General features: G+C 45.8%; 19 protein-coding genes. 8 read left to right on the plus strand and 11 right to left on the minus strand.

Annotated features, from left to right (window positions below; genetic code table 11):
• Positions 1-30 precede the first annotated feature (30 nt).
• The 4 genes from FOT42_RS09565 to FOT42_RS09580 are packed head-to-tail and all read right to left on the minus strand — an operon-like array spanning position 31 to position 5,194.
• Positions 31-1,080 carry a hypothetical protein gene (locus FOT42_RS09565; protein WP_151890347.1) on the minus strand — a complete coding sequence of 350 codons (1,050 nt, stop codon included), beginning with the start codon at positions 1,078-1,080 and terminating at the stop codon, positions 31-33.
• Between the two features lie 4 nt (positions 1,081-1,084).
• A complete protein-coding gene (locus tag FOT42_RS09570; RefSeq protein WP_151890348.1) occupies positions 1,085-2,773 on the minus strand; it encodes a DUF6909 family protein in 1,689 nt (562 codons plus the stop codon).
• 51 nt (positions 2,774-2,824) lie between these two features.
• Positions 2,825-4,324, minus strand: coding sequence for a GH3 auxin-responsive promoter family protein (locus FOT42_RS09575; RefSeq protein ID WP_151890349.1), 1,500 nt, complete (start codon positions 4,322-4,324; stop codon positions 2,825-2,827).
• The gene (locus tag FOT42_RS09580; protein ID WP_151890350.1) at positions 4,325-5,194 is read right to left on the minus strand and encodes a M23 family metallopeptidase; all 870 of its coding nucleotides are present in this window, start codon (positions 5,192-5,194) and stop codon (positions 4,325-4,327) included.
• Positions 5,195-5,355: 161 nt separating this feature from the next.
• Here FOT42_RS09580 and tatA point away from each other — a divergent pair, with 161 nt between their 5' ends.
• The 3 genes from tatA (at position 5,356) to FOT42_RS18080 (ending at position 8,119) form a co-directional block, all read left to right on the plus strand.
• Positions 5,356-5,553, plus strand: coding sequence for a twin-arginine translocase TatA/TatE family subunit (tatA, locus tag FOT42_RS09585; RefSeq protein WP_151890351.1), 198 nt, complete (start codon positions 5,356-5,358; stop codon positions 5,551-5,553).
• Positions 5,554-5,781: 228 nt separating this feature from the next.
• The gene (locus tag FOT42_RS18445; RefSeq protein WP_151890352.1) at positions 5,782-7,701 is read left to right on the plus strand and encodes an OmpA family protein; all 1,920 of its coding nucleotides are present in this window, start codon (positions 5,782-5,784) and stop codon (positions 7,699-7,701) included.
• Positions 7,702-7,948: 247 nt separating this feature from the next.
• Entirely contained in the window at positions 7,949-8,119 is a 171-nt protein-coding gene (locus tag FOT42_RS18080; protein ID WP_177190005.1) for a DUF6747 family protein, read from the plus strand.
• 79 nt (positions 8,120-8,198) lie between these two features.
• On the opposite strand, the gene FOT42_RS09595 is transcribed toward FOT42_RS18080, so the two are convergent.
• The 3 genes from FOT42_RS09595 to FOT42_RS09605 all read right to left on the minus strand — a co-directional run bounded on the left by FOT42_RS09595 (position 8,199) and on the right by FOT42_RS09605 (position 12,112).
• The gene (locus FOT42_RS09595; RefSeq protein ID WP_151890353.1) at positions 8,199-9,197 is read right to left on the minus strand and encodes a DUF4837 family protein; all 999 of its coding nucleotides are present in this window, start codon (positions 9,195-9,197) and stop codon (positions 8,199-8,201) included.
• A gap of 12 nt (positions 9,198-9,209) precedes the next feature.
• Positions 9,210-10,802, minus strand: coding sequence for a lytic transglycosylase domain-containing protein (locus tag FOT42_RS09600; RefSeq protein WP_151890354.1), 1,593 nt, complete (start codon positions 10,800-10,802; stop codon positions 9,210-9,212).
• Positions 10,803-10,921: 119 nt separating this feature from the next.
• The gene (locus tag FOT42_RS09605; protein WP_151890355.1) at positions 10,922-12,112 is read right to left on the minus strand and encodes a phosphoglycerate kinase; all 1,191 of its coding nucleotides are present in this window, start codon (positions 12,110-12,112) and stop codon (positions 10,922-10,924) included.
• Positions 12,113-12,313: 201 nt separating this feature from the next.
• On the opposite strand from FOT42_RS09605, the gene FOT42_RS09610 reads away from it, so the two are divergent.
• The 5 genes from FOT42_RS09610 to FOT42_RS09630 all read left to right on the plus strand — a co-directional run bounded on the left by FOT42_RS09610 (position 12,314) and on the right by FOT42_RS09630 (position 16,343).
• Complete coding sequence (locus tag FOT42_RS09610) at positions 12,314-13,465, plus strand: DNA polymerase III subunit (protein WP_151890356.1); 1,152 nt, start codon at positions 12,314-12,316, stop codon at positions 13,463-13,465.
• Positions 13,466-13,477: 12 nt separating this feature from the next.
• On the plus strand, positions 13,478-13,876 hold the full coding sequence (locus tag FOT42_RS09615) for a DoxX family protein (protein WP_151890357.1): 399 nt from the start codon (positions 13,478-13,480) through the stop codon (positions 13,874-13,876).
• 42 nt (positions 13,877-13,918) lie between these two features.
• Positions 13,919-14,914 (plus strand): bile acid:sodium symporter family protein, encoded by a 996-nt coding sequence (locus FOT42_RS09620; protein ID WP_151890358.1) that lies wholly within the window; start codon positions 13,919-13,921, stop codon positions 14,912-14,914.
• Between the two features lie 111 nt (positions 14,915-15,025).
• Entirely contained in the window at positions 15,026-15,403 is a 378-nt protein-coding gene (locus FOT42_RS09625; RefSeq protein WP_226789845.1) for a hypothetical protein, read from the plus strand.
• Positions 15,404-15,485: 82 nt separating this feature from the next.
• A complete protein-coding gene (locus FOT42_RS09630) occupies positions 15,486-16,343 on the plus strand; it encodes an HAEPLYID family protein (protein ID WP_151890360.1) in 858 nt (285 codons plus the stop codon).
• A 91-nt stretch (positions 16,344-16,434) separates the two neighbouring features.
• Here FOT42_RS09630 and FOT42_RS09635 read toward each other — a convergent pair whose 3' ends face one another.
• From FOT42_RS09635 to mnmG, 4 genes are all read right to left on the minus strand, one after another.
• Complete coding sequence (locus tag FOT42_RS09635) at positions 16,435-16,941, minus strand: OmpH/Skp family outer membrane protein (protein WP_151890361.1); 507 nt, start codon at positions 16,939-16,941, stop codon at positions 16,435-16,437.
• A 239-nt stretch (positions 16,942-17,180) separates the two neighbouring features.
• Positions 17,181-18,011 carry a class I SAM-dependent methyltransferase gene (locus FOT42_RS09640; RefSeq protein ID WP_151890362.1) on the minus strand — a complete coding sequence of 277 codons (831 nt, stop codon included), beginning with the start codon at positions 18,009-18,011 and terminating at the stop codon, positions 17,181-17,183.
• On the minus strand, positions 17,989-18,534 hold the full coding sequence (locus FOT42_RS09645) for a hypothetical protein (RefSeq protein WP_151890363.1): 546 nt from the start codon (positions 18,532-18,534) through the stop codon (positions 17,989-17,991). The genes FOT42_RS09640 and FOT42_RS09645 overlap by 23 nt, the downstream gene beginning before the upstream one ends.
• Positions 18,535-18,632: 98 nt before the next feature.
• A complete protein-coding gene (mnmG, locus tag FOT42_RS09650) occupies positions 18,633-20,501 on the minus strand; it encodes a tRNA uridine-5-carboxymethylaminomethyl(34) synthesis enzyme MnmG (protein ID WP_151890364.1) in 1,869 nt (622 codons plus the stop codon).
• Between the last annotated feature and the right edge of the window lies 1 nt (position 20,502).

Here is a 20,502-nt window from a genome sequence, read left to right on the forward strand (position 1 = left end):
CAAACTATTCTGGTTCGAACAATTCATGGACTATTCCTTGTTGTACGTCTTCAAAAATCGATTCAACTCAAGGAGACCGAGGATTCCTATTGCCAACGCCAACAACAAAAGAGGCATTTTGAACTTATAACTTTTCCAGATTCCTTTTTGCTGTACGCCCCTTGTGGGAAAATCGCTGATTACATTGATAATCGTTGATTTGTTGGCCCGCTCTTCGTTCAATTCCACCAATTTCTCCTTCAGGATGTCCTTTTCCTGCACCAAGGCAAGCTCCCTATTGGTGTTTTTTCCACTCTCCCCCATATTGATGCTGGTTCCCTGCATGGGCTTGTCCGCTTCCTTTACCAGGACCGTTTTGTACAAACTTTGAAGGGAGTCAATTTCCTTCAATTGATTCCTGTAGATGGTGTCTTGCAGCGCAAGGTTTTCATCGTTGATCCTCTTCTGTAGCTTGAAATAATCGTTTACCGAAATGGAACCTATAATGGCGGGTTGCATTTTTTTGGCCACCCTGTTATCCGTGCTGATGACCGATATTTGATGGAACCTCGCATCCAATGAATTGAAGTTCTTCAGATAGTTTTCAAAATCTATCGTTTTCTGTGTGGTAGTGTCCAATTCACGGACAAATTCATCGAACAGTTTTATCTTTTGGTTTTCGTCCGAATAGGAATCAACAAAAATTTCCTTTATACTGGCCGCCTCATGCTCCGTAATGTTCAATGCCGTGGCCAATGCTACAGAATCCTTGGCCATGGCCAGATCGTTGTAAAACGAAATGTTGTTGTACAATTGCTGTACACTGTTGAAGTTGGGCTCGACCACCATTTTGGAAACATACCTGTCAGGAGTGATCATATCGAGCAAATATCCACCAATACCGCCTACTACAACAGCGATGCCAAGGACAATGATATTCTTTTGGATAAATAACAGGAAGAGCAGAACCACATGGAAAATACCCTTGAAAATACTCGCAATAAAATTGAAGAACTTCTGAAAGCCCCTGCCTATCATCTGAAACAATTGTCCCAAATCTATTTCGTCCGATGTGTTCTGATTTGTGGGTTGGTTTGCCATATAGCTATGAATTGAATATCTGTTTTAAAATCCTGTCCGTGATCAAATATGTGGGTTTTACCCCTGTTGTTCCCAAGCCTCCCGAGGCCAAGGTACTTCCTGTTTCCAAAGGGTTGTCCGAAGCATAATACGCATACCTAACCTTCACTCCTTCCTTGATGCTCTTGCGTATCTGCGATGCCGACTGTACTGCTTTTTGGTAGTGCACCCCTTCCATTTCCAAACCTATTACGTTCCAGGTGGATTCGTAAAAGAACCTAAGTACGTCCTTATTCTGCAACGAGGTCCCCAAAACGGTGACCATGGTCCCTTCCATCACCTTGAGGCCTTGGCCCTCAAAATCGGCGGCACTGAGCTCATTGTTGAACGGATAATTGTCCGCCGTACCTTCAAAAATATGTGCCGAAGGTATCATCAAATCCCCCTTGCCCCCTTCCAAAATGCCCGCCTTACCCATGATGGATACCGAGTCCACGTTCAAGAAATACTTTTCCTCATCTTCCTCAAGGGGTTTCAACAGTTCATCTATGGTCTCATAGGCCTGCTCCCCAAAGGCATAATCCATGACAAATATAACGGGTTTTTCTTCCTCTTGCATTCCTTTGGGCAGTTCATAACAGCAGCTTCCTTTCCCGAATTTTGCCGTGTCGAATATCTGTACATCGATGTTGGTCCCAGATTGGTCGTTCAAGAAAATCATTCCGTTTTTCTCGGCCATATCCTTCACCTTCTTGTTGAGGTTTTTGTTCTTTTCCGAACTCAGGGCCTCATAGATCTTTAATGAATCGGCATCTGGGAATTCCTTGGCCAATGTCTTTTTAGCAAAAAGGGAGTTCATCACACTGTGCATGTTCGCACTAATGATATGTAGCGGTCTGTGCAGCAGATTGTTGTCCTTCAGCGTTTGCTTTATCTTATCGGCCCAGCGTTCGCCGTGGATATGATGCCCCAATCGCTCCCGCAATAACGGACTGAACGTAATGGTCCGCTTGTTGCCCGTGGTCTCTTCTTCTATGGCCAGTTTGCCCAGCCAATAGACCACGTTCAAAAAACGATCGGGATCTTCTGGGGTCTTCAGCTTTTCTTGGATCTCGCCAACCTCATCAAAGGTCCTACCCAAAATGTTCGCCACATGGATCATGGCCACTTCCCTTTGGTCATCACCTTTTTCCTCCTTCAACACAAACTCTGTCAACTTGTCCCAGTCCCGTATGGTGGCGTTGCCGTCCTCAACCAATACCCTTCGGCATATTTTTTCGGATTCGATGAACAAAAAGGTGAGGTGGGTGAGGATGTCGTAAATATCGCTCCTGCCCCGGGTTATCTCAATGTTCATCTGCTCATTGTCGATACGGTAGCAGTTTCTTCTCCGTTTGGGCGGAACAATGGGCTTTAAATGTGATTTGGAAAAACCTTCATCCGAAGTAAGGTTGATAAAACGGCACTCCTCTATGCCCTCGGGCAAACGTTCCAATACATAGACCAACCCGTTCAGTTCGGCCTTATCCTCGGCAACAGTGCCATAAATCTCTGGTCGTAAAAGGAGCAGGGCGGTCCTCAGTGCATTTCCGGAAACCCCCGAAGGTTTGTAGAACCCACGGTTGAGCAAATGGCGCATGGTAATGTACAAGCGCTCTATGGCGTTGGTGGACTCTTGTGCCCTTGTGGTCTGTTTTACTTGTGTTGCCATCATTAGTTCTTGGCAAAAATACACGAATTCCCCTAATAGTAAGTCAATTCCTAACTATCTCATTTTAAATGGCTGTAATCCATCCGCCAGCTTACGGTCGTTGGAGAGGCGCTGCACCTTGTTCTGACCTCCCAATTTGCCCACTGCCTTCATGTATTCCTGAAAACCACCAGGCTTGATGACTGTGACCTTCAAGGGTTGGAGAATGTTTCCCGCAATAAGGTCATAATAGTAGCTGTTCTGCTTTTTCATGCTTTCCTCCATAATGCTGGAAAACTTGGAAATGTCCGAAGGTGGCCTTTCAAATTCGATAAACCATTCATGATAGGGCAGTTCGCCTTTTTCGGGATTGGTCTGCGGGGCAACAGTGAATTCGTTGACCAAGGCATCGGTCTGGTCCACGGCCAATTTCAAGGCTTCTTCCACTTCTTTGGCTATGACATGCTCCCCAAAGGCCGAAATAAAATGCTTTATCCTTCCAGAGACAATGATACGATAAGGGTCCTTAGAAACAAACCGAACGGTATCCCCGATGTCGTAGGCCCAAAGTCCCGCGTTGGTGGAAATGACCATGGCGTAGTCCACATCGAGCTCCACATCGGCAATGGTGATCCTTTTGGGGTTTTCGGAAAAAAATTCATCCGCTTTGATGAACTCATAGAAGATGCCCGAGTCCAAAAGCAGAAGCATGCCCTTTTCTTTTTGCGAATCCTGATAGGCAAAAAACCCTTCACTTGCGGGGAACAACTCTATACTGTCCACTTTTCTCCCGATCAGGTTTTCAAATTTGGCGCGGTAGGGCTCGTAGTTGACCCCTCCGTAAATGAACAACTGGAACTCTTGGAACAGTTCGCCCACCTTTTTTCCAGTCTTGGCGTGGAGTTTTTCAAAATACATCTGGACCCAAGAGGGGATACCAGCAATGACCGTCATGTTCTGCTGCTCGGTCTCTTCCACGATTTTGTCCACTTTCGTTTCCCAATCCTCTATGCAATTGGTCTCCCAGCTGGGCAATCGGTTCTTTTGCAGATAGTTGGGAACGTAATGGGCGGATATTCCGGAAAGCCTGCCCAGTTTGATACCCCCTTTTTCCTCCAATACCGGGCTGCCTTGTAGAAAGATCATCTTGCCGTCCACAAAATCAGCATTGCCCGTCTCATGGATGTAACTCAAAATGGCATTTCTGGACGCCTGCACTTGGTACTTTATGGATTCCTTGGTGATCGGGATGTACTTGGCTCCCGAAGTGGTACCCGAGGTCTTGCCAAAATAGATGGGCTTGCCTGGCCATAGCACATCATTTTTCCCGTCAATGATGTTCTGGACATACCCTTTTAATTCCTCATAGTCCCTGATGGGCACTTTTTCCACAAAATCATTGTGGGATCGGATGTGGTCAAAACCATGATCTTTTCCAAATTGGGTCTGTTTGGCCTTGGTGATCAAGTCGTAAAATACTTTCTGTTGGGCTTGGACGGGTCTATTGACCCATTTTGCGGTCCTTCGAGCCACCCTCCTGGCAAAAATCTTTGCGGCTAGAGCTTTTAATGACATTTAATCAAAGTCGATATAGTTCTGGGGATCTACTGGTTTTCCCTTTCTCCAAAGTTCAAAATGTAGGTGGGGGCCCGTAGTGAGCTCTCCCGTGTTCCCAATGGATGCAATGACCTCCCCGGCCTTGACCAGGTCTCCCTGCGATTTGGTCAAGGATCCGTTGTGCTTGTACACCGAGGTAAAACCGTCTTGGTGTTCAATGATGATGACATAGCCCGTTTCCGAGGTCCATTCGGCAAAAAGCACCGTGCCATCGGCGATGGATTTTACGGGCGTGTCCTTGGGGGCCACAATGTCCACGGCAAAGTGTTTGGACTTTATGTCAAAGCCCTGTGACATGGTGCCGGTGATCGGGGAGAACATCAGCGTGCCCAAATTCTCGATGTTCCGCTCAAAAAGGTTGTACTTGTCCTCCAGTTCCACTTCTTCGCGTAGGAGCAAATCTTGCCGTATGGGAGTAAGGTCCACAGTGGAAGGGTCGAGTTTGTATTGTTCAAAAAGAGAGTCGCGGTTCACTTGGTTGTTCTCAATATCCCCACGCAAAACCATACGGATATTATCCAAATACCTATTGGTATAGTTTAGAACGGTTACCAAGGAATCGGTTTTATAGGTAAGCTCGGTGGCCTGACGTTTCAATTTGGTGGAAGAATACCCGGGAATGTATTCCCTGAGTGGGGTAAAGGCAATGATCAAGGTGGTGAGCCCTATCAGTACGATAATGAACAGGGTTCCGGTGACAAAAACGTTGAGCCTGCTCAGCTTGAACGAGATTTTTTCCTCAAAGGTGCTCTCGTTGAGGATCACCAAGCGGTACTTGTGCAGCAGCTTGCGCTTTATTTCCTTTCTTTTCTTTTTGTCCTTTGCCATAAGAACAAAGATAATCTTAGATTTTAATATTGGTGTTAAGCTTTTTAAAAAGCCTTATATCAAACTTCTAGACAAATCCTGAATTGCTAATTTTCGTTAATCCGGTGCGCTCTTCCACTTCTTTTTAGTAATTTTACCTTTCATTTAAAGGTTTTGACGTTATGATTGCTCAAACTATGTTTTTAGGTATGCTCGGCCCATGGCAGATCGTACTCATTGTCGTTGTGGTTCTTTTGCTCTTCGGGGGCAAGAAAATCCCTGAACTGATGAGAGGTCTTGGAAGTGGCATAAAGGAATTTAAGGATGCTTCCAAGGAAGAGGAAAAATTGGAAGGCGGAAGCAAAGAATCAAAGTCCTAATTCAATTTTTGACTTATCGGGTTTTTACATCAATAAAGCCCTCATTTTTTGGGGGCTTGTCGATGAAGAACCACATTATATGGGATTACACGCCAAAATTCCATCCATTCACAACAAAAAGTTACTCTCCCCCTCTTCTTGCTCTACTTTAGTGGTCTGAAACAAACGTTAGGCCCACTTGTTTAACCTCCAAACGGCACCAATGCCGTTTGTGCAGCTGGAGCGGTAATGAAAAGACATATCTTGCTTTTTCTTTTATTGGTTTCCCTTGGGGCAATGTCCCAAGAGGTATCCCTTTTGGCCTATGGGAAAGAAGGCCCGTACATGCCAGGCGAAAAGGATATCACAGAAAAACTGATAGCACAGGGCAATGCCCATTATTCAAAAATGTGGTATGCGGAAGCGGCCAGGATATACGACCTCGTGCTAGAACAGCATGATGCCGAACATAGCAAGGAACTGCTCTCCAAGGCCGGGGATTCCCATTACTTTAGTGGCAACTTTGAAAAATCCTACAAATGGTACCACGAACTGTACAACCGATATCCCGATAAGGTGCCTGGCGACATTCAGTTCCGATATAATGAAGTGTTGAAAGGTACTGGAAGGTCCCAAAACAACAAAGCTGCCACGCCCTTGGCTTGGAAGATTGGCTCATTGCCCAAAATCGAGAACTTGTCCATAAATTCTCCATATTCGGATTTTTCCCCCATGTTCCACAAAACCTCCGAGCTCGTTTTTGCCTCGGCAAGGGACACTTCTTTTCTGACCACCAGAAGATATAAATGGAACAACCAGCCCTTTCTAGATCTCTACGTGGCACAAAAGAAGAATGGGGATGGCCAACTCTTGACCCCAAAAAAGTTTTCGCGCAAGATAAACACCAAATACCACGAAGCTTCAGTGGCCTTTGCGCCGGACCAGAAAACCATTTATTTTACCCGAAACAACTATGGCAAAAGGTTGAAGCGTGGAAAAGAGGGCGTGAATCATCTCAAGATCTATCGCTCAACATGGGTCGATGGTGAATGGGCCGAGGCCGAGGAACTTCCGCTCAACAGTGAAAATTATTCCACAGGCCACCCGGCCATCAGCCCGGACGGCAAAAAAATGTATTTCGTTTCCGATAGACCGGGCGGTTTTGGAGAAACGGACATCTATGTGGTGGACATCCTCGAAAACGGTGGCTTTTCCGAACCAAAAAACTTGGGCAGGACTGTCAACACGGATGCGAAGGAGATGTTTCCTTATGTTGTGGAAGGAGCCCTTTATTTTTCATCGAACAGGGCTATGGGCCTAGGCGGACTGGACGTGTACCGATCTGATGTTTCCAACGGGATTTTTGGCGTGGCCATAAATTTGGGAGAGCCCATCAACAGCACTAGGGACGATTTTTCCTATATCATCGATGCCTCGGGACAGAGGGGATATTTTGCTTCCAACCGAAAAGGCGGCAAAGGGGACGATGACATCTATTCCTTTGTCCAAACGGAGAACCTCAACGCCATTTCCGGTGAGGTAAAGGATGTTCAGACCGGTGAGCTTCTTGAAAATGCGACCGTACAGTTATTGGACAGCGAAGGAAAACTGCTTGCAACATACAGCAGTAATGCAGATGGCGGCTACATTTTTCCAAATCTGCTCCCCAACACCAAGTACACCATCAAAACCTCTAAGGAGGGCTATTTTGACGATAGTACGGCCACTGGCACCAAGGCCAATGAGGGGATTGTGGTCAATCCGTCCCTCAAAGAGCTGAACGAGATCATTGATGCCGAAAAACGTATCGTCTCCTTGGACCCCGAGGCCATCCATTTTGATTTTGACAGCTTCAAGGTGAGGCAAAGGGCCGCACAGGAACTGGACAAATTGGTGGCCGTATTGAAGGAGCACAAAAATCTGGTGATCAAAATTGAGGCACACACCGATGCCATTGGCGATGCTGCCTACAATAAATACCTATCGGAGAAACGGGCCAATTCCACTAAGGATTATCTCATCTCGCAGGGAGTAGATTCTTCACAGATCGAAAGTGCCATGGGTTATGGGGAAGAGCGTTTGCTGAACAACTGTTCGGATGGAAAACGGTGTGCCCCTGAAGGACACAGCCTCAACCGCCGATCGGAGTTCATCATCGTGTCCCAGTAAATGCTTTTCAAAACCAAGTTTCCTCGTTTTTCCAACCGCTTTCCCCTTTTGCGCCATTCATCGGATGCTTCTCTCGCTAAACGGCATGGTCCGATTTTGCAGTATATCGATCAATAAGCGTGCTTTGCAGGATCTAGCCCTATCCTAATCACTTTGGTCTTTCTTTTTAGGTATTTCATCCCTTAGTTTTTCATCAAAGTCGTTGAATTTGAAACTTTGCCTTGTCTTTAAATCTTAAATCTGACTTATGAAAAAACTATTACTCGTTAAAGAAATTTATTTGGAAGGGTTCCGCAACTTGGGGCACATCGTTATAGAAAAATACTTTAAGGTATTTGCTTGGTTTAGCTTCGTCATGTTTTTCATCGTGCTATATGCCTTTGTTTACAGGATGGCCACAGGCTTTGCCTTTGATTGACCAACCTTAAGCATTTAAAGAACAAAAAGCCCGTACGCTATGCGTCGGGCTTTTTTGCTTTTATATCTTGATTGTTATCTTACTTGGAAACGGGTTTGGGGTCAAAGTCAACCGTTCTCAAAATGGCTTCCAGTTCAAACATATAGTCCCTCTTTTCGGTGGATGGGGCAAAGGTGAACCCTTCCAACACCATTTTACGCTGGTTTTTCTCATCATTGATGATATAGGTGAGGAAAGGACCCGCCATCGGGTATCCGTGGATTTCCCACATTCCCTTGACCTCTACGGCTTTCTTTGCACCTATTTCCGTGGGGAAAACATAGGGCGCAAAGGCCTTCTCCGTAATCATATACGTGTTTTCGTTAGGGCCTGGGACATATTTCTGCCCCATGGAGTCCCGCATTTTTACGATGTCCTCCACAAAAGTGGAATCGTTCCTGAAGCTGTTCCAGGGCATTTCATAGGCAATGATGTTCATGGTTCCCTTGGGGATCTGTATGTCCATCCAAACAAAATTCTTTTCCCGCTTGCCAACCTTGTAAAGGGATGGAACCTTCATGCGCAGACCAAATTCTTCTTCCAATGCCTTGTCCTCGCTCAAGGAACGTCCAAACCGTTTCTGCGCCTCTGCAATCTCCACTTGCTTGAATGCCTGTATGGCCTTTGGCGCCAACGAATCCAAGTTCTCGATCATAGTTTCTTCCGTTGGCCCAGTGACCACGGCCACTTTTTGGGGCTTTGCATAGGCATCATCCTTAATATGTGCCAAGGAAGTGGAATCCTGTTCCACATAAAGCACCGATCGGGAATAGGTGGTGGTCCCTTTGAAGACCTGTGGGGGCAATTGGGTGATGGTAAATATGGGCTCTATTTGGGGCAGGCCCAACACTTGGGCCGCAAACTCATCCCTGATCTTGTCGCCCACTGGCCCTTTCCAAAGCTCAGTTTCCATGACCACCATCAAACTGTTTACGCCCCCCGTGGATGGAGGTAGAAATCTTTCTTTTGGGCCTGAATCCTTACAGGCTCCAAATGCCAATAAAGCCATGGCGAAGCATAGTGTCCCTAATTTTTTCATCTTGTGTTAAATTTACGAAGAACAATCGCACAATTTAAGTTTTGTGCCTGGTTTTAGGTTATTGCCACTAATACCGTTCCATTCTCGTAAATTTTCAACGGAAACCCCAGGATATTTTTTTGAAATGGTCCAAAGAGAGTCCCCGGACTGTACCGTATGCACTTTTGACCCACTGGCCGCAGCACTTGTGGAAGAGGGTTTGGGAGTGCTACTGGCCACATAGGGCTTTCTGGGGAAGATGGTCAATCGCTGGCCTATCCTGAGATTGTTGCTGCGAAGTCCGTTCCAGCTTTTGATCTGGCTGACCCCGACACCATAGCGCTCGGCAATTTTGCCCAGATAATCCCCGCTTTTTACCTTGTAACGGATCTGATCCTGAGCCGTGACCATTTCGGGCATGCTTTCCTTTTGGGATTCCAATTCCTCTTTCACAAAGGCATATATCTGTTCCTCATTGCTCACGAACTTACCGATTTTGGATGTTGGTAATCGCAATGCATAATTTTTGCCCTCTACCTTTGGAATGACATTGAGCTTATAGGCCGGGTTCAACATTTCCAGTTCCTCGGTGCTGATATCCACCAGTTTGGAAATCTGATCAAAGGTGATGAGGTTTTTCACGTGAACGGTATCGGTCTCAAAATAGGGCCTATCCGCTTTTTTGTATTGGAGGCCATGGTCCTCGGCGTATTCAAAAATGTACATGGTGGCCAAGAACGCTGGAAGGTAGCCCGCCGTTTCACGTGGAAGGAACGGACGAATGTTCCAATAGTTCTCATACCCTCCAGATCTTCGAATGGCCTTGTTCACATTGCCGGGTCCGGAATTGTAGGCCGCAAGTGCCAAGTCCCAATCATTGAAAATATCATATAATTTGGAAAGATACTTGCTGGCCGCCTTGGTCGCCATTATGGGATCATGGCGTTCATCCACATAACTGCTCACATCCAACCCGTACATTTTTCCAGTGGCATACATAAATTGCCAAAGCCCCTTCGCCCCGACTCGGGATTGTGCCCTGGGATTAAGTGCGGATTCTATTATGGCCAAATATTTTATCTCCAGCGGAATGTTCTGGTTGTCCAGTTCCTGCTCAAACAACGGAAAGTAGAATTGACTTGCCGTCATCATGCGCTGCATAAGGTCTCTTTTTCGGGTCAAAAAGGATTTGATGACACTCTCCAAAGATGGATTGTAAGCTATGTTGAACGGGGTCTTCTCGTTCATTCGTGCCAAGCGGGCCTTTAGGGTGTCCGTTGGTAGGTCCACCACAAAAATGGAATCCTGTCCGGGGCCATTCTGTATCTCCAACAGCATGTCGCTGAACAGGTCCGCACTGCTGTGCAGTTCTTTCAGCCAAAGGCTGTCATACCTACGGGCCTCTTCGAGATCCTGCAATTGGAACTTTCCGTTTTCTTCTTTTTCCAAGGCCACAAATTCCCCATCGATCTTTTTGAGAACGGTCATTTTCACGGCGGGCACTTCCTCATCAAGAAGCAACGTGTCTATCAGTGCTGCTGGTATGGAATCCACCTCTTGGGCAAACAGATATGGGGTCGCGGAAAGCAACGCTGCGCATACAGCAATTTTGAATTTTTGGCTCATTTGGACAGGGTTTGATTTTCTTGGGACAAACGAAAATGGGCTTTTTTTCCGAAAAAATAAAATTCCGAACCAAAAAACCTGTTTTCCTTGGTCTGTCCCAATAAACCCTAACGAAAAATTTAGTCCAATATTGCAGCAATTCCTGGCAATGTTCTGCCCTCAAGGCTTTCCAACATCGCACCGCCCCCTGTGGACACATAGCTTACCTTGTCCTCAAACCCGAATTGCTTCACGGCCGCAACGGAGTCACCGCCTCCGACCAAGGAGAATGCCCCATTTTTGGTGGCCTCGTCTATGAAATTTCCAATGGCGATGGTTCCTTTGGCAAAGCTTTCCATTTCAAAAACGCCCACGGGACCGTTCCATAATATGGTCTTGGAGTTCAGGATCACCTGTTTGAAAATTTCGAGGGTCCTTGGTCCTGCATCCAGCCCTTGCCACCCATCAGGAATTTTGTCCACATCCACAAACTGGGTTTTGGCATTGTTGTCAAAGGCATCTGCGGCCAAAACATCAACGGGTAGGTATACTTTTACATTTTTTGCCTCGGCCTTTTTCAAGATGTCGAGGGCCAAATCCATTTTATCGTCCTCACAGATGGAGTCTCCCACTTTTCCGCCTTTTGCCTTTACGAAGGTATAGGTCATTCCCCCACCAATGATGAGGTTGTCCACCTTGTCCAGAATATTTTCGATGATGGTGATCTTGGAAGAGACCTTGGATCCCCCCAAAATGGCGGTCACTGGTTTTTCCCCGGTCTCCATTACCTTGTCGATTGCCTTTATCTCTTTGGCCAACAGGTATCCGAAGCATTTATGGTCCGGAAAAAACTGGGCCACAATGGTCGTGGAGGCATGGGCACGGTGAGCGGTACCAAAAGCATCGTTCACATAAATATCCCCCAATTGGGACAGCGCTTTGGAAAAAGCCTCGTCGCCAGCTTCTTCCTCATCGTGGAAACGAAGGTTTTCCAACAGAAGTACCTCCCCATCTTTAAGGTTTGCCACAGCTTCCTCGGCCACTTGGCCCACACAGTCCTTCGCGAACTTCACTTGGACACCGATGATTTCGGAAACCGTGTCAGCAATGTGGGAAAGGGACATGTCCGGGTTCACCTTGCCATTGGGGCGCCCCAAGTGGCTCATGAGCACTGCGGAACCCCCATCTTCCAATATCTTGACGATGGTTGGCTTTGCAGCCTCTATCCTACTGGTATCCGTGACATTGAAACTGCCGTCCAGCGGCACGTTGAAATCAACACGGATCAATGCTTTTTTTCCTTCAAAATTAAAATCATCAATAGTCTTCATGTAGTGTGTCTTTATGAGAGTCCCAAAAGTAAAGATTTCCTGCTTTTTGATCGGGAAGCTTTTGTTATATTTTCAGGGTTTGCTTTTATTATTGGGGTAATCGATCATTGAATTGTTCAGGGTTTCAGGTTTTTTGGTTTGAAGCTTCCGACTCCTGATTTCTGACTTCTGACACCCTTCTAAAAAATGTATCTTTGGGACATGCTTTTCAAAAACGTTTTAGGGCTTGAGCATATCAAGAACCATTTGGTGACCACGGCCGAGACTGGTCGGGTGGCCCATGCCCAGCTCTTTGTAGGGCCGGAGGGTTCTGGCGTCCTGCCCATGGCCCTTGCCTATGCCCAGTATCTGCTCTGTGGCAATACCGGGGGCGAAAACGAAGGCGGGAACATGGCCTGCAACACCAAGTGCCAGTCGCTGACACATCCCGACCTGCATTTTGCGTTCCCCGTTTCCAATTCGGACAAGGTGAAGTCCCATGCGGTGAGCGATCATTTTTTGGACGAATGGCGCCAGTTTGTAAAGGAACAGCCTTATGGCAACCTGTTTGATTGGTACCGATTGATCGGCATCGAAAAAAAACAGGGACAGATCGGCGTGGACGAGGCCCAGGATGTGGTAAAAAAGCTTTCGCTGAAATCGTACGAGGGCGGTTATAAGATCCTCATCGTGTGGATGGCCGAAAAAATGAACGTCTCCGCGGCCAATAAACTATTGAAACTTATTGAGGAACCTCCACAGAAAACGGTCCTTCTGTTGCTTGCCGAAGAAGAGGAGCAGATCATCAACACCATTCGGTCTCGCTGCCAGATATTGCACTTCCCGCCTTTGGCGGAACAGGTGGTCACCGATGAGCTTATCCGGCAAGGGGTGAACCAGACCGAGGCGTTCGCCATTGCCCAAGAGGCCAACGGCAATTTCAACAAGGCGCTGGACCTCATGAACAAGGATTCCGAAGATCTCATCTTTGAACGATGGTTTGTTCAGTGGGTCCGTAGCGCATTCAAGGCCAAGGGGAACAAAGGGGCCATACAGGAACTCATTTTGTGGAGCGATGAGGTGTCCAAAATGGGACGGGAGGTCCAAAAACAGTTCCTGAACTATTGCCTGAGCTTGATGCGGCAGGCCCTATTGCTCAACTATGGGGCGAAGGAGCTGGTACACACCAAGATCCATGTGGAGGGCTTTGACCTGAACAAGTTTGCCCCGTTTGTACACGAGAACAATATTTTGGATATTGTAAAGGAGTTGGAAACCGCCATTTTTCACGTGGAACGTAACGGAAACCCCAAACTGATCTTTACGGACCTGTCCATAAAACTTACGCGCCTCTTGCATGCCAAGACCGCATAAACATATTGACCCATGGAAAATTTGATTTCAAATGCGACAGAGATCCTGTTGTTGCTTTTTTTGACCATTACTTTTTTGCAGAGCGGTATTGACAAGATGCTGGATTGGAAGGGAAACCTAGGCTGGCTCACCGGTCATTTTTCCAAATCCATTTTCAAGGGAAGTGTCCCTGTGCTTTTGGGAACCATATTGGTACTGGAAATGCTCTCTGGTATCCTTTGCGGAGTGGGCGTCTTCCAGTTTGTGATAGACGGTGACAGCTCCATCGGATTTTTGGGTGCCGTGCTTTCTGCCATTACACTTTTGCTGCTGCTGCTGGGACAACGGGTGGCCAAGGATAATGCCGGGGCCCAGACCATTGTAGTCTACTTGATCCCCACCGTATTTTTGGTGTATTTGATGCAGGGATAGCATTTTCTGTTGATCTTTGCCGCTTTACCTTAAGTGTTCATTATGCTTCTAAAAAAGATCAACAAGATTAAATTGGATCGTTTTGTACTGGCCATCATTTTGGTAGTGGTGTTGGCCTATTTCTTCCCGGGATTGGGAAGTAGGGACAGCCAGGTTCCCTTAGATCCTATAGCCAGCGTGGGCATATCTTTGATTTTCTTTTTCTATGGTCTAAAACTCAGTCCGAAGAAAATCAGGACAGGATTAAAAAATTGGCGATTGCACCTATTGATACAGGTTTCGGTCTTTTTGATTTTCCCTTTGATTGTTTTGGCTTTCCATCCCTTCTTGGGTTCTGGAGAAAGCAGCAACATTTGGTTGGCCTTTTTGTTCATGGCGGCCCTGCCCTCAACGGTTTCCTCTTCGGTCGTGATGGTTTCCCTTGCCAAGGGGAATATCCCCGCTGCCATTTTCAATGCAAGTATCTCGGGACTTATCGGGATTGTGGTCACTCCCCTCTGGATGGGTGTTTTTTTGGAACAACAGGCGGGCGATTTTGACCTTCTGGATGTTTATGTAAAACTCCTGACTGAAATTTTGCTGCCACTGGTCTTGGGGTTGTTGTTGAACAGATATCTGGGCAAATATGCAGTCCGATATGGCTCCTATTTGACCTTGTTCGACAAATCGGTCATTTTGCTGATCATCTACAAGAGTTTCGTGCATTCCTTCGAAGATAAGGTCTTCAGCTCTGTAGCTCTTAAGGATTTCGCATTGATCTATATCGGGGTACTGGGACTGTTTTTTCTGGTCTATTATGTAATTGGGTTTGTTGCGAACAACCTCAATTTCACTACCGAGGACAAAATAACCGCCCAATTTTGCGGCACAAAAAAATCCTTGGTCCACGGAACGGTCTTTTCCAAGATCTTGTTCCCCGCTTCCATGCCGATGGGAATCATCTTGCTCCCGCTCATGCTGTTCCATGCTTCACAGATCCTTATCATTGGCGTTATTGCCGGACGGTCTGCTTCAAGGGTTTCCACGGACAAGATTTGAGTCCGGACCGATTGTGTTCGTGATTTATTTTGATGCAAGGATGAACCTTAATGTTAATGCTTTGTTGCCCTTGATGGTCCTGCGCGCAAAACGATTTACATTTGCCCTGTGATGATTCGCATCAGAAATAGCGTGTTCAGTAGGTTCTTTTGGGGGTTCATGGCCTTTTACCTCTTGAACATTAGCGTGGATGCTCCCGATCAATTGCCCGGTCATTTTCCTGAAGACCTTTCTTTCAACGACCAAGAGAGCATTGTTGAGCTCGTGGTCGAAAAGCTTCTTGGCTTTGAGAACGCTATTGCCGAATGTGATGACAACGATGCTGAGGAACATAACAGTCAAGGAAGCAAAAAAATCACCCTATATTTTGCTTTTGACAAAAGTGGCCCCCAACCCCTCTTGGGATCCAAAAAACAGCGACATCCGGACTTTGAACGCTTTTTGACCAACGGATTCCATCAACTGGATATTCCTCCGCCCAAAGCCTGATTTGTTTTTCCAAAGAACGGCCCCCAATGGTTCAAACTACCGCTGGGGCATCATTTCATTATTTAAAAACACATCATATACTATGAAGTTCAAAAAAATATTGCTGCCAATCCTACTTTTGGCTGCACCATCCTGTTTGATTGCACAAATCAGCAACATAGAAAAAGATAGTTTATACCTTGTAGAGGTTGAAGACCAGAAAGAGCCTGACAAAGTTTTGCATGCAGAACCCCTATACATTGACCTGATACGGGATCTTGGTGCCAGAAAAGGGGAAAAGGAATGGAACATAGGTCTTGGCCTGACCGATAATCTAAGTTTTGACTCCTATGAGGCCCTCATCGAATACGAATGGGCACCCATGGACAGGCTTGGTCTTGAAGTGGAATTGCCATTTACCTTCTATTCCTCTGTCAACGGCACCCCTAGGGAGACCATACCTTCCCATAAATTGAACAGCATCAAAGTTGCCTTTCAATGGTCCTTTTTTGTCAACGAGCCTATGGCCACGTCAATGGCATTTGGATATATCAATGAATTTGAGTTGTCGGGCTTTAAGGATTTTGGAAGGCCTCTCGTCACGGGAAATGTGTACAATCCCTTTTTTGTAGTTGCGAAACGCTGGGGCAACAATTTCCACTCCCTGATCTATACAGGTCCCATGTTCGAGCAGGTATTTGAAAACAATACGTTCCATACGGCTTATGACATCAACACCAGTTTCCACTACATGATTCCCGGGACCAGAAATTTTATCGGTGTTGAATTCAACAAGACCCTCCAAAAAAATGACTTTGACATGACCATGCGTCCACAAATGAGGCTTGGAATTGCGGACAATTTGATGGTGGGGATCGTTGCAGGAATACCCATTGACAGGGAAAATGAGCGTATCAGCTCTTTCTTACGGTTGATTTGGGAACCCAAACACCGTAATTGAAAAACAAAAAGCCCATCAGAAGATGGGCTTTATTCGTCTTTGGATTCTGGAGAAAGGTTTTTATGCAACGTAAAACCTCCCTATAAAAAATTTACTCTCCATACTTATCGTTCAATATCTTAAGGATGGCCGCGGTAAGGTCTTGGGTATCTTCGCCATAAAGCACGGCGCCACCGTCACCACCTCCCAAAATATAAGTGTAGCCATTGGCCTTTCCGTATTTTTGGATTTCCTTTTTCACTTTTTTCACCAAGGAATCCATTTGGGTCTGGCTGGTCTGCTGCAACTGTTGTTCTTCCTGTTGCAATTGCTGCCCCACAAACTGTCCGCGTTGTTGCAACTGGGCATATTCTTCTTGTGCGTTTTGTTGCGACATTTTCTGTGCCTTGGCCTGGAAATCCTGAAGCTCCATCTGGAAGGCTTGGGAAATACTGTCCCTTTTCTTGCCCATCGCATCGGCCTTGGTCTTGAACCTGGCCTCAAGATCGATCCGTTCCTGATAATCGTCCATCAGTTTCACGCTGTTCACAAAACCGATCTTGTTCTGTTGGCAGGCCATGGCAATCAAAGCAATGGCAAGTACTCCTAATTTTTTCATCTTTCACGTTTTAATGATGCGCAAAAATAGAAAAGCTTTTGGAATGCTTTCAACATCTTTCCAAGAACTGAAAAATTAGTTTTTGAACGCCATAAAGAAAACCTATGATTACTGCACTTTAAAATCGTCTATGATTATTGTTTTTGGGTCGCACAGAAGGGTTCTGTCGTTGTTTCTTTTGAAGGCGATGGTGTTGTGGGCGTTCGCCTTCAATCGTATAACAGTGGCCTTGAAAACACCTATTTCTTCCTTTTGAGGATATAGATCAGGGAAGAATGCTCTTTGTTGAAGATGGCCATCAGATTCGACCACAGACCAACAAAAAAAGCACTGGGCAAATACCATGTGTTGCCTTTGTATTTTTCGGATAGCATGGACACATAAAACGCATCGAACCACATGGGGCGGATGGATGCCACTTCCATTCCGTGCCGATCAAAAAGTTTGGTGATGGAAGTTTTTGAGAAATGCCAAAGGTGTCGGGGAACATCATAGCCCGCCCAATACGTTCCATAATGTTTGGCATCGAAAGATTTGAAATTGGGTACGGCGATGATCAAGGTTCCATCCTCTTCCAAAAGCGAAGTGATGTCGCTTATCTGTTCTTGAAGATTGGGAAGGTGTTCCAATACATGCCAAAGGGTAATGGTCTGGAACTTTGTTCCCAAAAAGCTGTCCAGTTTTGGTTCCAAGTTCACACTTTTTTGCAAGGCAAGCTGTCTAGCCCTTGTATTCGGTTCCACTCCGGCAACCTCGTACCCCTTGGATTGGGCCAAAACCAGAAAATCCCCGGTTCCTGCACCGATATCCAGCAGAGATTTTGACTTATTGTTTTGATTGTCAACAAGTTGAATCTTGTTTTGAAGGTTTTTTTGCTTGACAGCCTGATATAACTTGTCCGTAAATGATTTTTGGGAATCGGTATGGGAAATATAGTCTTCACTTTCGTAATAAGCATCCAAGTTTTCTGGTTGGGGACTTGTGACCAACATATCCAAAGCTTCATCCAAATGGAGTTCAAAGTCTTCTTTGGAAACCGAAAAATCTTTAGTTTTTAAAAACAACTTCATTGTAATTGTGCGTGGACAGATATTCATTTTTCAGGTCTCGAAGATAGGGCAAAACCAAATCCCTTGAAACAGATCCTTCCTTTAAGGCATCATCTTCCGAATGGCTGAAGACTTCCAGGGCAATATACCAATTTCCAGTTCGTGATGTGTGGACTTCTTCCAACATAGGTTCCATGTCCGCTGTTTGGGACAAAACCCCGTCAATGACCAATGGAATCAGATTGATGGTTTTGGTCGGGATCTCAACTTCATAGAAAGAAAAGAAAAAAGTGTTCCCCTCTATTTCAAAAGGAACCTCCACATCTACATAGTAATCATTTAGTTTAAATTTTGTGTTGATATACTGATAAAATTCGTTGGCGTCCTTTGGGTCTTCAAAAACAAAAACGGTTTTCTTGGGCAGTCCCCTTTTGAATTTTTTCCCTTTGGTAATCTTATAATCCTTTATGTTGGGAGCTATTCGCAAGGGAATGCACGAACTTACACAGAGGGCGGACATTAAGATGATCAAAAATCTTTTCATGACGGTTTGGCTTGAACCAACTTCCATCAAAAATTAAGCCATACAGTTCTTGGAAAACGAAGTCTAAAAACAGTTGTTCCACGTGGAACACCCCTCTTTTATCTCCCCAAAAAGACTAAAAGCACGCTAATGTCCGCAGGAGAAACACCACTGATTCTGGATGCCTGTGAAATGGTCACAGGACGAATGGACTCCAATTTTTCCCTGGCCTCGTAGGAAAGTGATTTCAGTTTGGAATAGTCAAAATTGTCAGGGATACGGACATTTTCCAAACGATGCAATTTGTCTGCATTGTTCTTTTCCTTTTCGATATAACCTGAATATTTTACTTCGATTTCAGCTTGCTCCAATACTTCGGTGTCCAGATCATTTTCTCTCACAAAACCGGAAACCGAATCGAGTTGAAGCATGTGGTCCATGGTCACCTTTGGCCTGGAAAACACCTTGAAGAGTTTATCGGATTGACGCACCGATGCAGAATCAAGTTCTTCCAAAATAGGATTCATCTCTTCAGGGTCAAAGCTGGTCTTCTTGAAAAAATCAACAAACAATTTGGACTTTTCTTGCTTCTCCTCCATCCGTTTCATGCGTTCTTCTTTCGCCAATCCAATCTCAAAACCCATCGGTGTAAGCCTCAAATCAGCATTGTCCTGCCTCAATAAGGTTCGATATTCTGCGCGGGAAGTGAACATTCGATATGGCTCCTCCGTTCCTTTGGTGATCAAATCATCGACCAAAACACCTATGTAAGCTTCGTCCCTTTTGAGTACAAACGGCTCTTTTTCATTGATCTTTAAGTGTGCATTTATACCCGCCATAAGTCCTTGTGAAGCGGCCTCTTCATAGCCCGTTGTACCATTGATCTGTCCCGCAAAATACAGATTGTTCACCAGCTTTGTCTCAAGGGTATGCTTCAATTGTGTGGGCGGAAAGTAATCGTATTCAATGGCGTAGCCCGGTCTGAAAAACTTCACGTTCTCGAAACCTTTTACAGATTTCAATGCGTTGTACTGGACATCTTCTGGCAGCGAAGTCGAGAACCCGTTGACGTATACCTCAACGGTGTTCCATCCTTCAGGCTCCACGAAAATCTGGTGGGCATCCTTGTCGGCAAAACGGTTGATCTTATCCTCAATGGAGGGGCAATATCGAGGGCCTATACTTTGTATCCTGCCATTGAACATAGGAGATCTATCAAACCCTTCGCGTAAAAGATCGTGGACCAAAGCACTGGTGTGCGTCATGTGGCAATCGCGCTGCACCTTTAAAACAGGTGTGTCCAAATAGGAAAATTTCTCTGGTTTTGAATCACCTGGTTGGGGTATCATTTTGTCATAATCCAAAGAACGTCCATCAACCCGTGGTGGGGTTCCGGTCTTCATTCTACCACTGTCAAAACCAAAATCCACTAGCTGTTCTGTAATTCCGGTTGCAGCCCTTTCCCCTGCTCTACCTCCGCCAAACTGTTTCTCTCCAATATGGATCAATCCATTCAAAAAAGTGCCATTGGTGAGTACAACGGCCTTGGATCTGATCTCTATTCCGAGGGATGTTCTCACACCAACAACCTTGTCCTTTTCAACCAAAAGACCTGTGACCATGTCCTGATAAAAATCGGCATTTGGTGTATTCTCCAACGCCATTCGCCACTCTTCAGCAAAGTGCATACGGTCATTCTGAGCCCTAGGACTCCACATGGCGGGTCCTTTGGACTTGTTGAGCATCTTAAATTGGATAGCGGACTTGTCCGTGATGATTCCACTATAACCGCCAAGCGCATCAATCTCACGAACAATCTGCCCCTTGGCAATCCCGCCCATGGCAGGGTTACAGGACATCTGACCTATCGTCTGTAGGTTCATGGTGACCAAAAGCGTTTTGGAGCCCATGTTTGCGGCAGCGGCCGTTGCTTCCGCTCCTGCGTGGCCTCCTCCAACTACTATGACGTCATATTCCTTCTCAAACATA

The sequence above is a fragment of the Flagellimonas hadalis genome (genome assembly GCF_007785775.2).
GTDB classification, from domain to species: domain Bacteria; phylum Bacteroidota; class Bacteroidia; order Flavobacteriales; family Flavobacteriaceae; genus Flagellimonas; species Flagellimonas hadalis.

Excerpts from the sequence above, each read along its gene's own strand:
- tatA (WP_151890351.1), top strand. The coding sequence starts at position 5,356 with ATGATTGCTCAAACTATGTTTTTAGGTATGCTCGGCCCATGGCAGATC.
- FOT42_RS09610 (WP_151890356.1), top strand. The coding sequence starts at position 12,314 with ATGCTTTTCAAAAACGTTTTAGGGCTTGAGCATATCAAGAACCATTTG.
- FOT42_RS09595 (WP_151890353.1), bottom strand. The coding sequence starts at position 9,197 with ATGAAAAAATTAGGGACACTATGCTTCGCCATGGCTTTATTGGCATTT.
- FOT42_RS09600 (WP_151890354.1), bottom strand. The coding sequence starts at position 10,802 with ATGAGCCAAAAATTCAAAATTGCTGTATGCGCAGCGTTGCTTTCCGCG.
- FOT42_RS09630 (WP_151890360.1), top strand. The coding sequence starts at position 15,486 with ATGAAGTTCAAAAAAATATTGCTGCCAATCCTACTTTTGGCTGCACCA.
- FOT42_RS09640 (WP_151890362.1), bottom strand. The coding sequence starts at position 18,011 with ATGAAGTTGTTTTTAAAAACTAAAGATTTTTCGGTTTCCAAAGAAGAC.
- FOT42_RS09575 (WP_151890349.1), bottom strand. The coding sequence starts at position 4,324 with ATGTCATTAAAAGCTCTAGCCGCAAAGATTTTTGCCAGGAGGGTGGCT.
- FOT42_RS09615 (WP_151890357.1), top strand. The coding sequence starts at position 13,478 with ATGGAAAATTTGATTTCAAATGCGACAGAGATCCTGTTGTTGCTTTTT.
- FOT42_RS09635 (WP_151890361.1), bottom strand. The coding sequence starts at position 16,941 with ATGAAAAAATTAGGAGTACTTGCCATTGCTTTGATTGCCATGGCCTGC.
- mnmG (WP_151890364.1), bottom strand. The coding sequence starts at position 20,501 with ATGTTTGAGAAGGAATATGACGTCATAGTAGTTGGAGGAGGCCACGCA.
- FOT42_RS09605 (WP_151890355.1), bottom strand. The coding sequence starts at position 12,112 with ATGAAGACTATTGATGATTTTAATTTTGAAGGAAAAAAAGCATTGATC.
- FOT42_RS09565 (WP_151890347.1), bottom strand. The coding sequence starts at position 1,080 with ATGGCAAACCAACCCACAAATCAGAACACATCGGACGAAATAGATTTG.
- FOT42_RS18080 (WP_177190005.1), top strand. The coding sequence starts at position 7,949 with ATGAAAAAACTATTACTCGTTAAAGAAATTTATTTGGAAGGGTTCCGC.
- FOT42_RS18445 (WP_151890352.1), top strand. The coding sequence starts at position 5,782 with ATGAAAAGACATATCTTGCTTTTTCTTTTATTGGTTTCCCTTGGGGCA.
- FOT42_RS09570 (WP_151890348.1), bottom strand. The coding sequence starts at position 2,773 with ATGATGGCAACACAAGTAAAACAGACCACAAGGGCACAAGAGTCCACC.
- FOT42_RS09620 (WP_151890358.1), top strand. The coding sequence starts at position 13,919 with ATGCTTCTAAAAAAGATCAACAAGATTAAATTGGATCGTTTTGTACTG.
- FOT42_RS09580 (WP_151890350.1), bottom strand. The coding sequence starts at position 5,194 with ATGGCAAAGGACAAAAAGAAAAGAAAGGAAATAAAGCGCAAGCTGCTG.
- FOT42_RS09645 (WP_151890363.1), bottom strand. The coding sequence starts at position 18,534 with ATGAAAAGATTTTTGATCATCTTAATGTCCGCCCTCTGTGTAAGTTCG.
- FOT42_RS09625 (WP_226789845.1), top strand. The coding sequence starts at position 15,026 with ATGATTCGCATCAGAAATAGCGTGTTCAGTAGGTTCTTTTGGGGGTTC.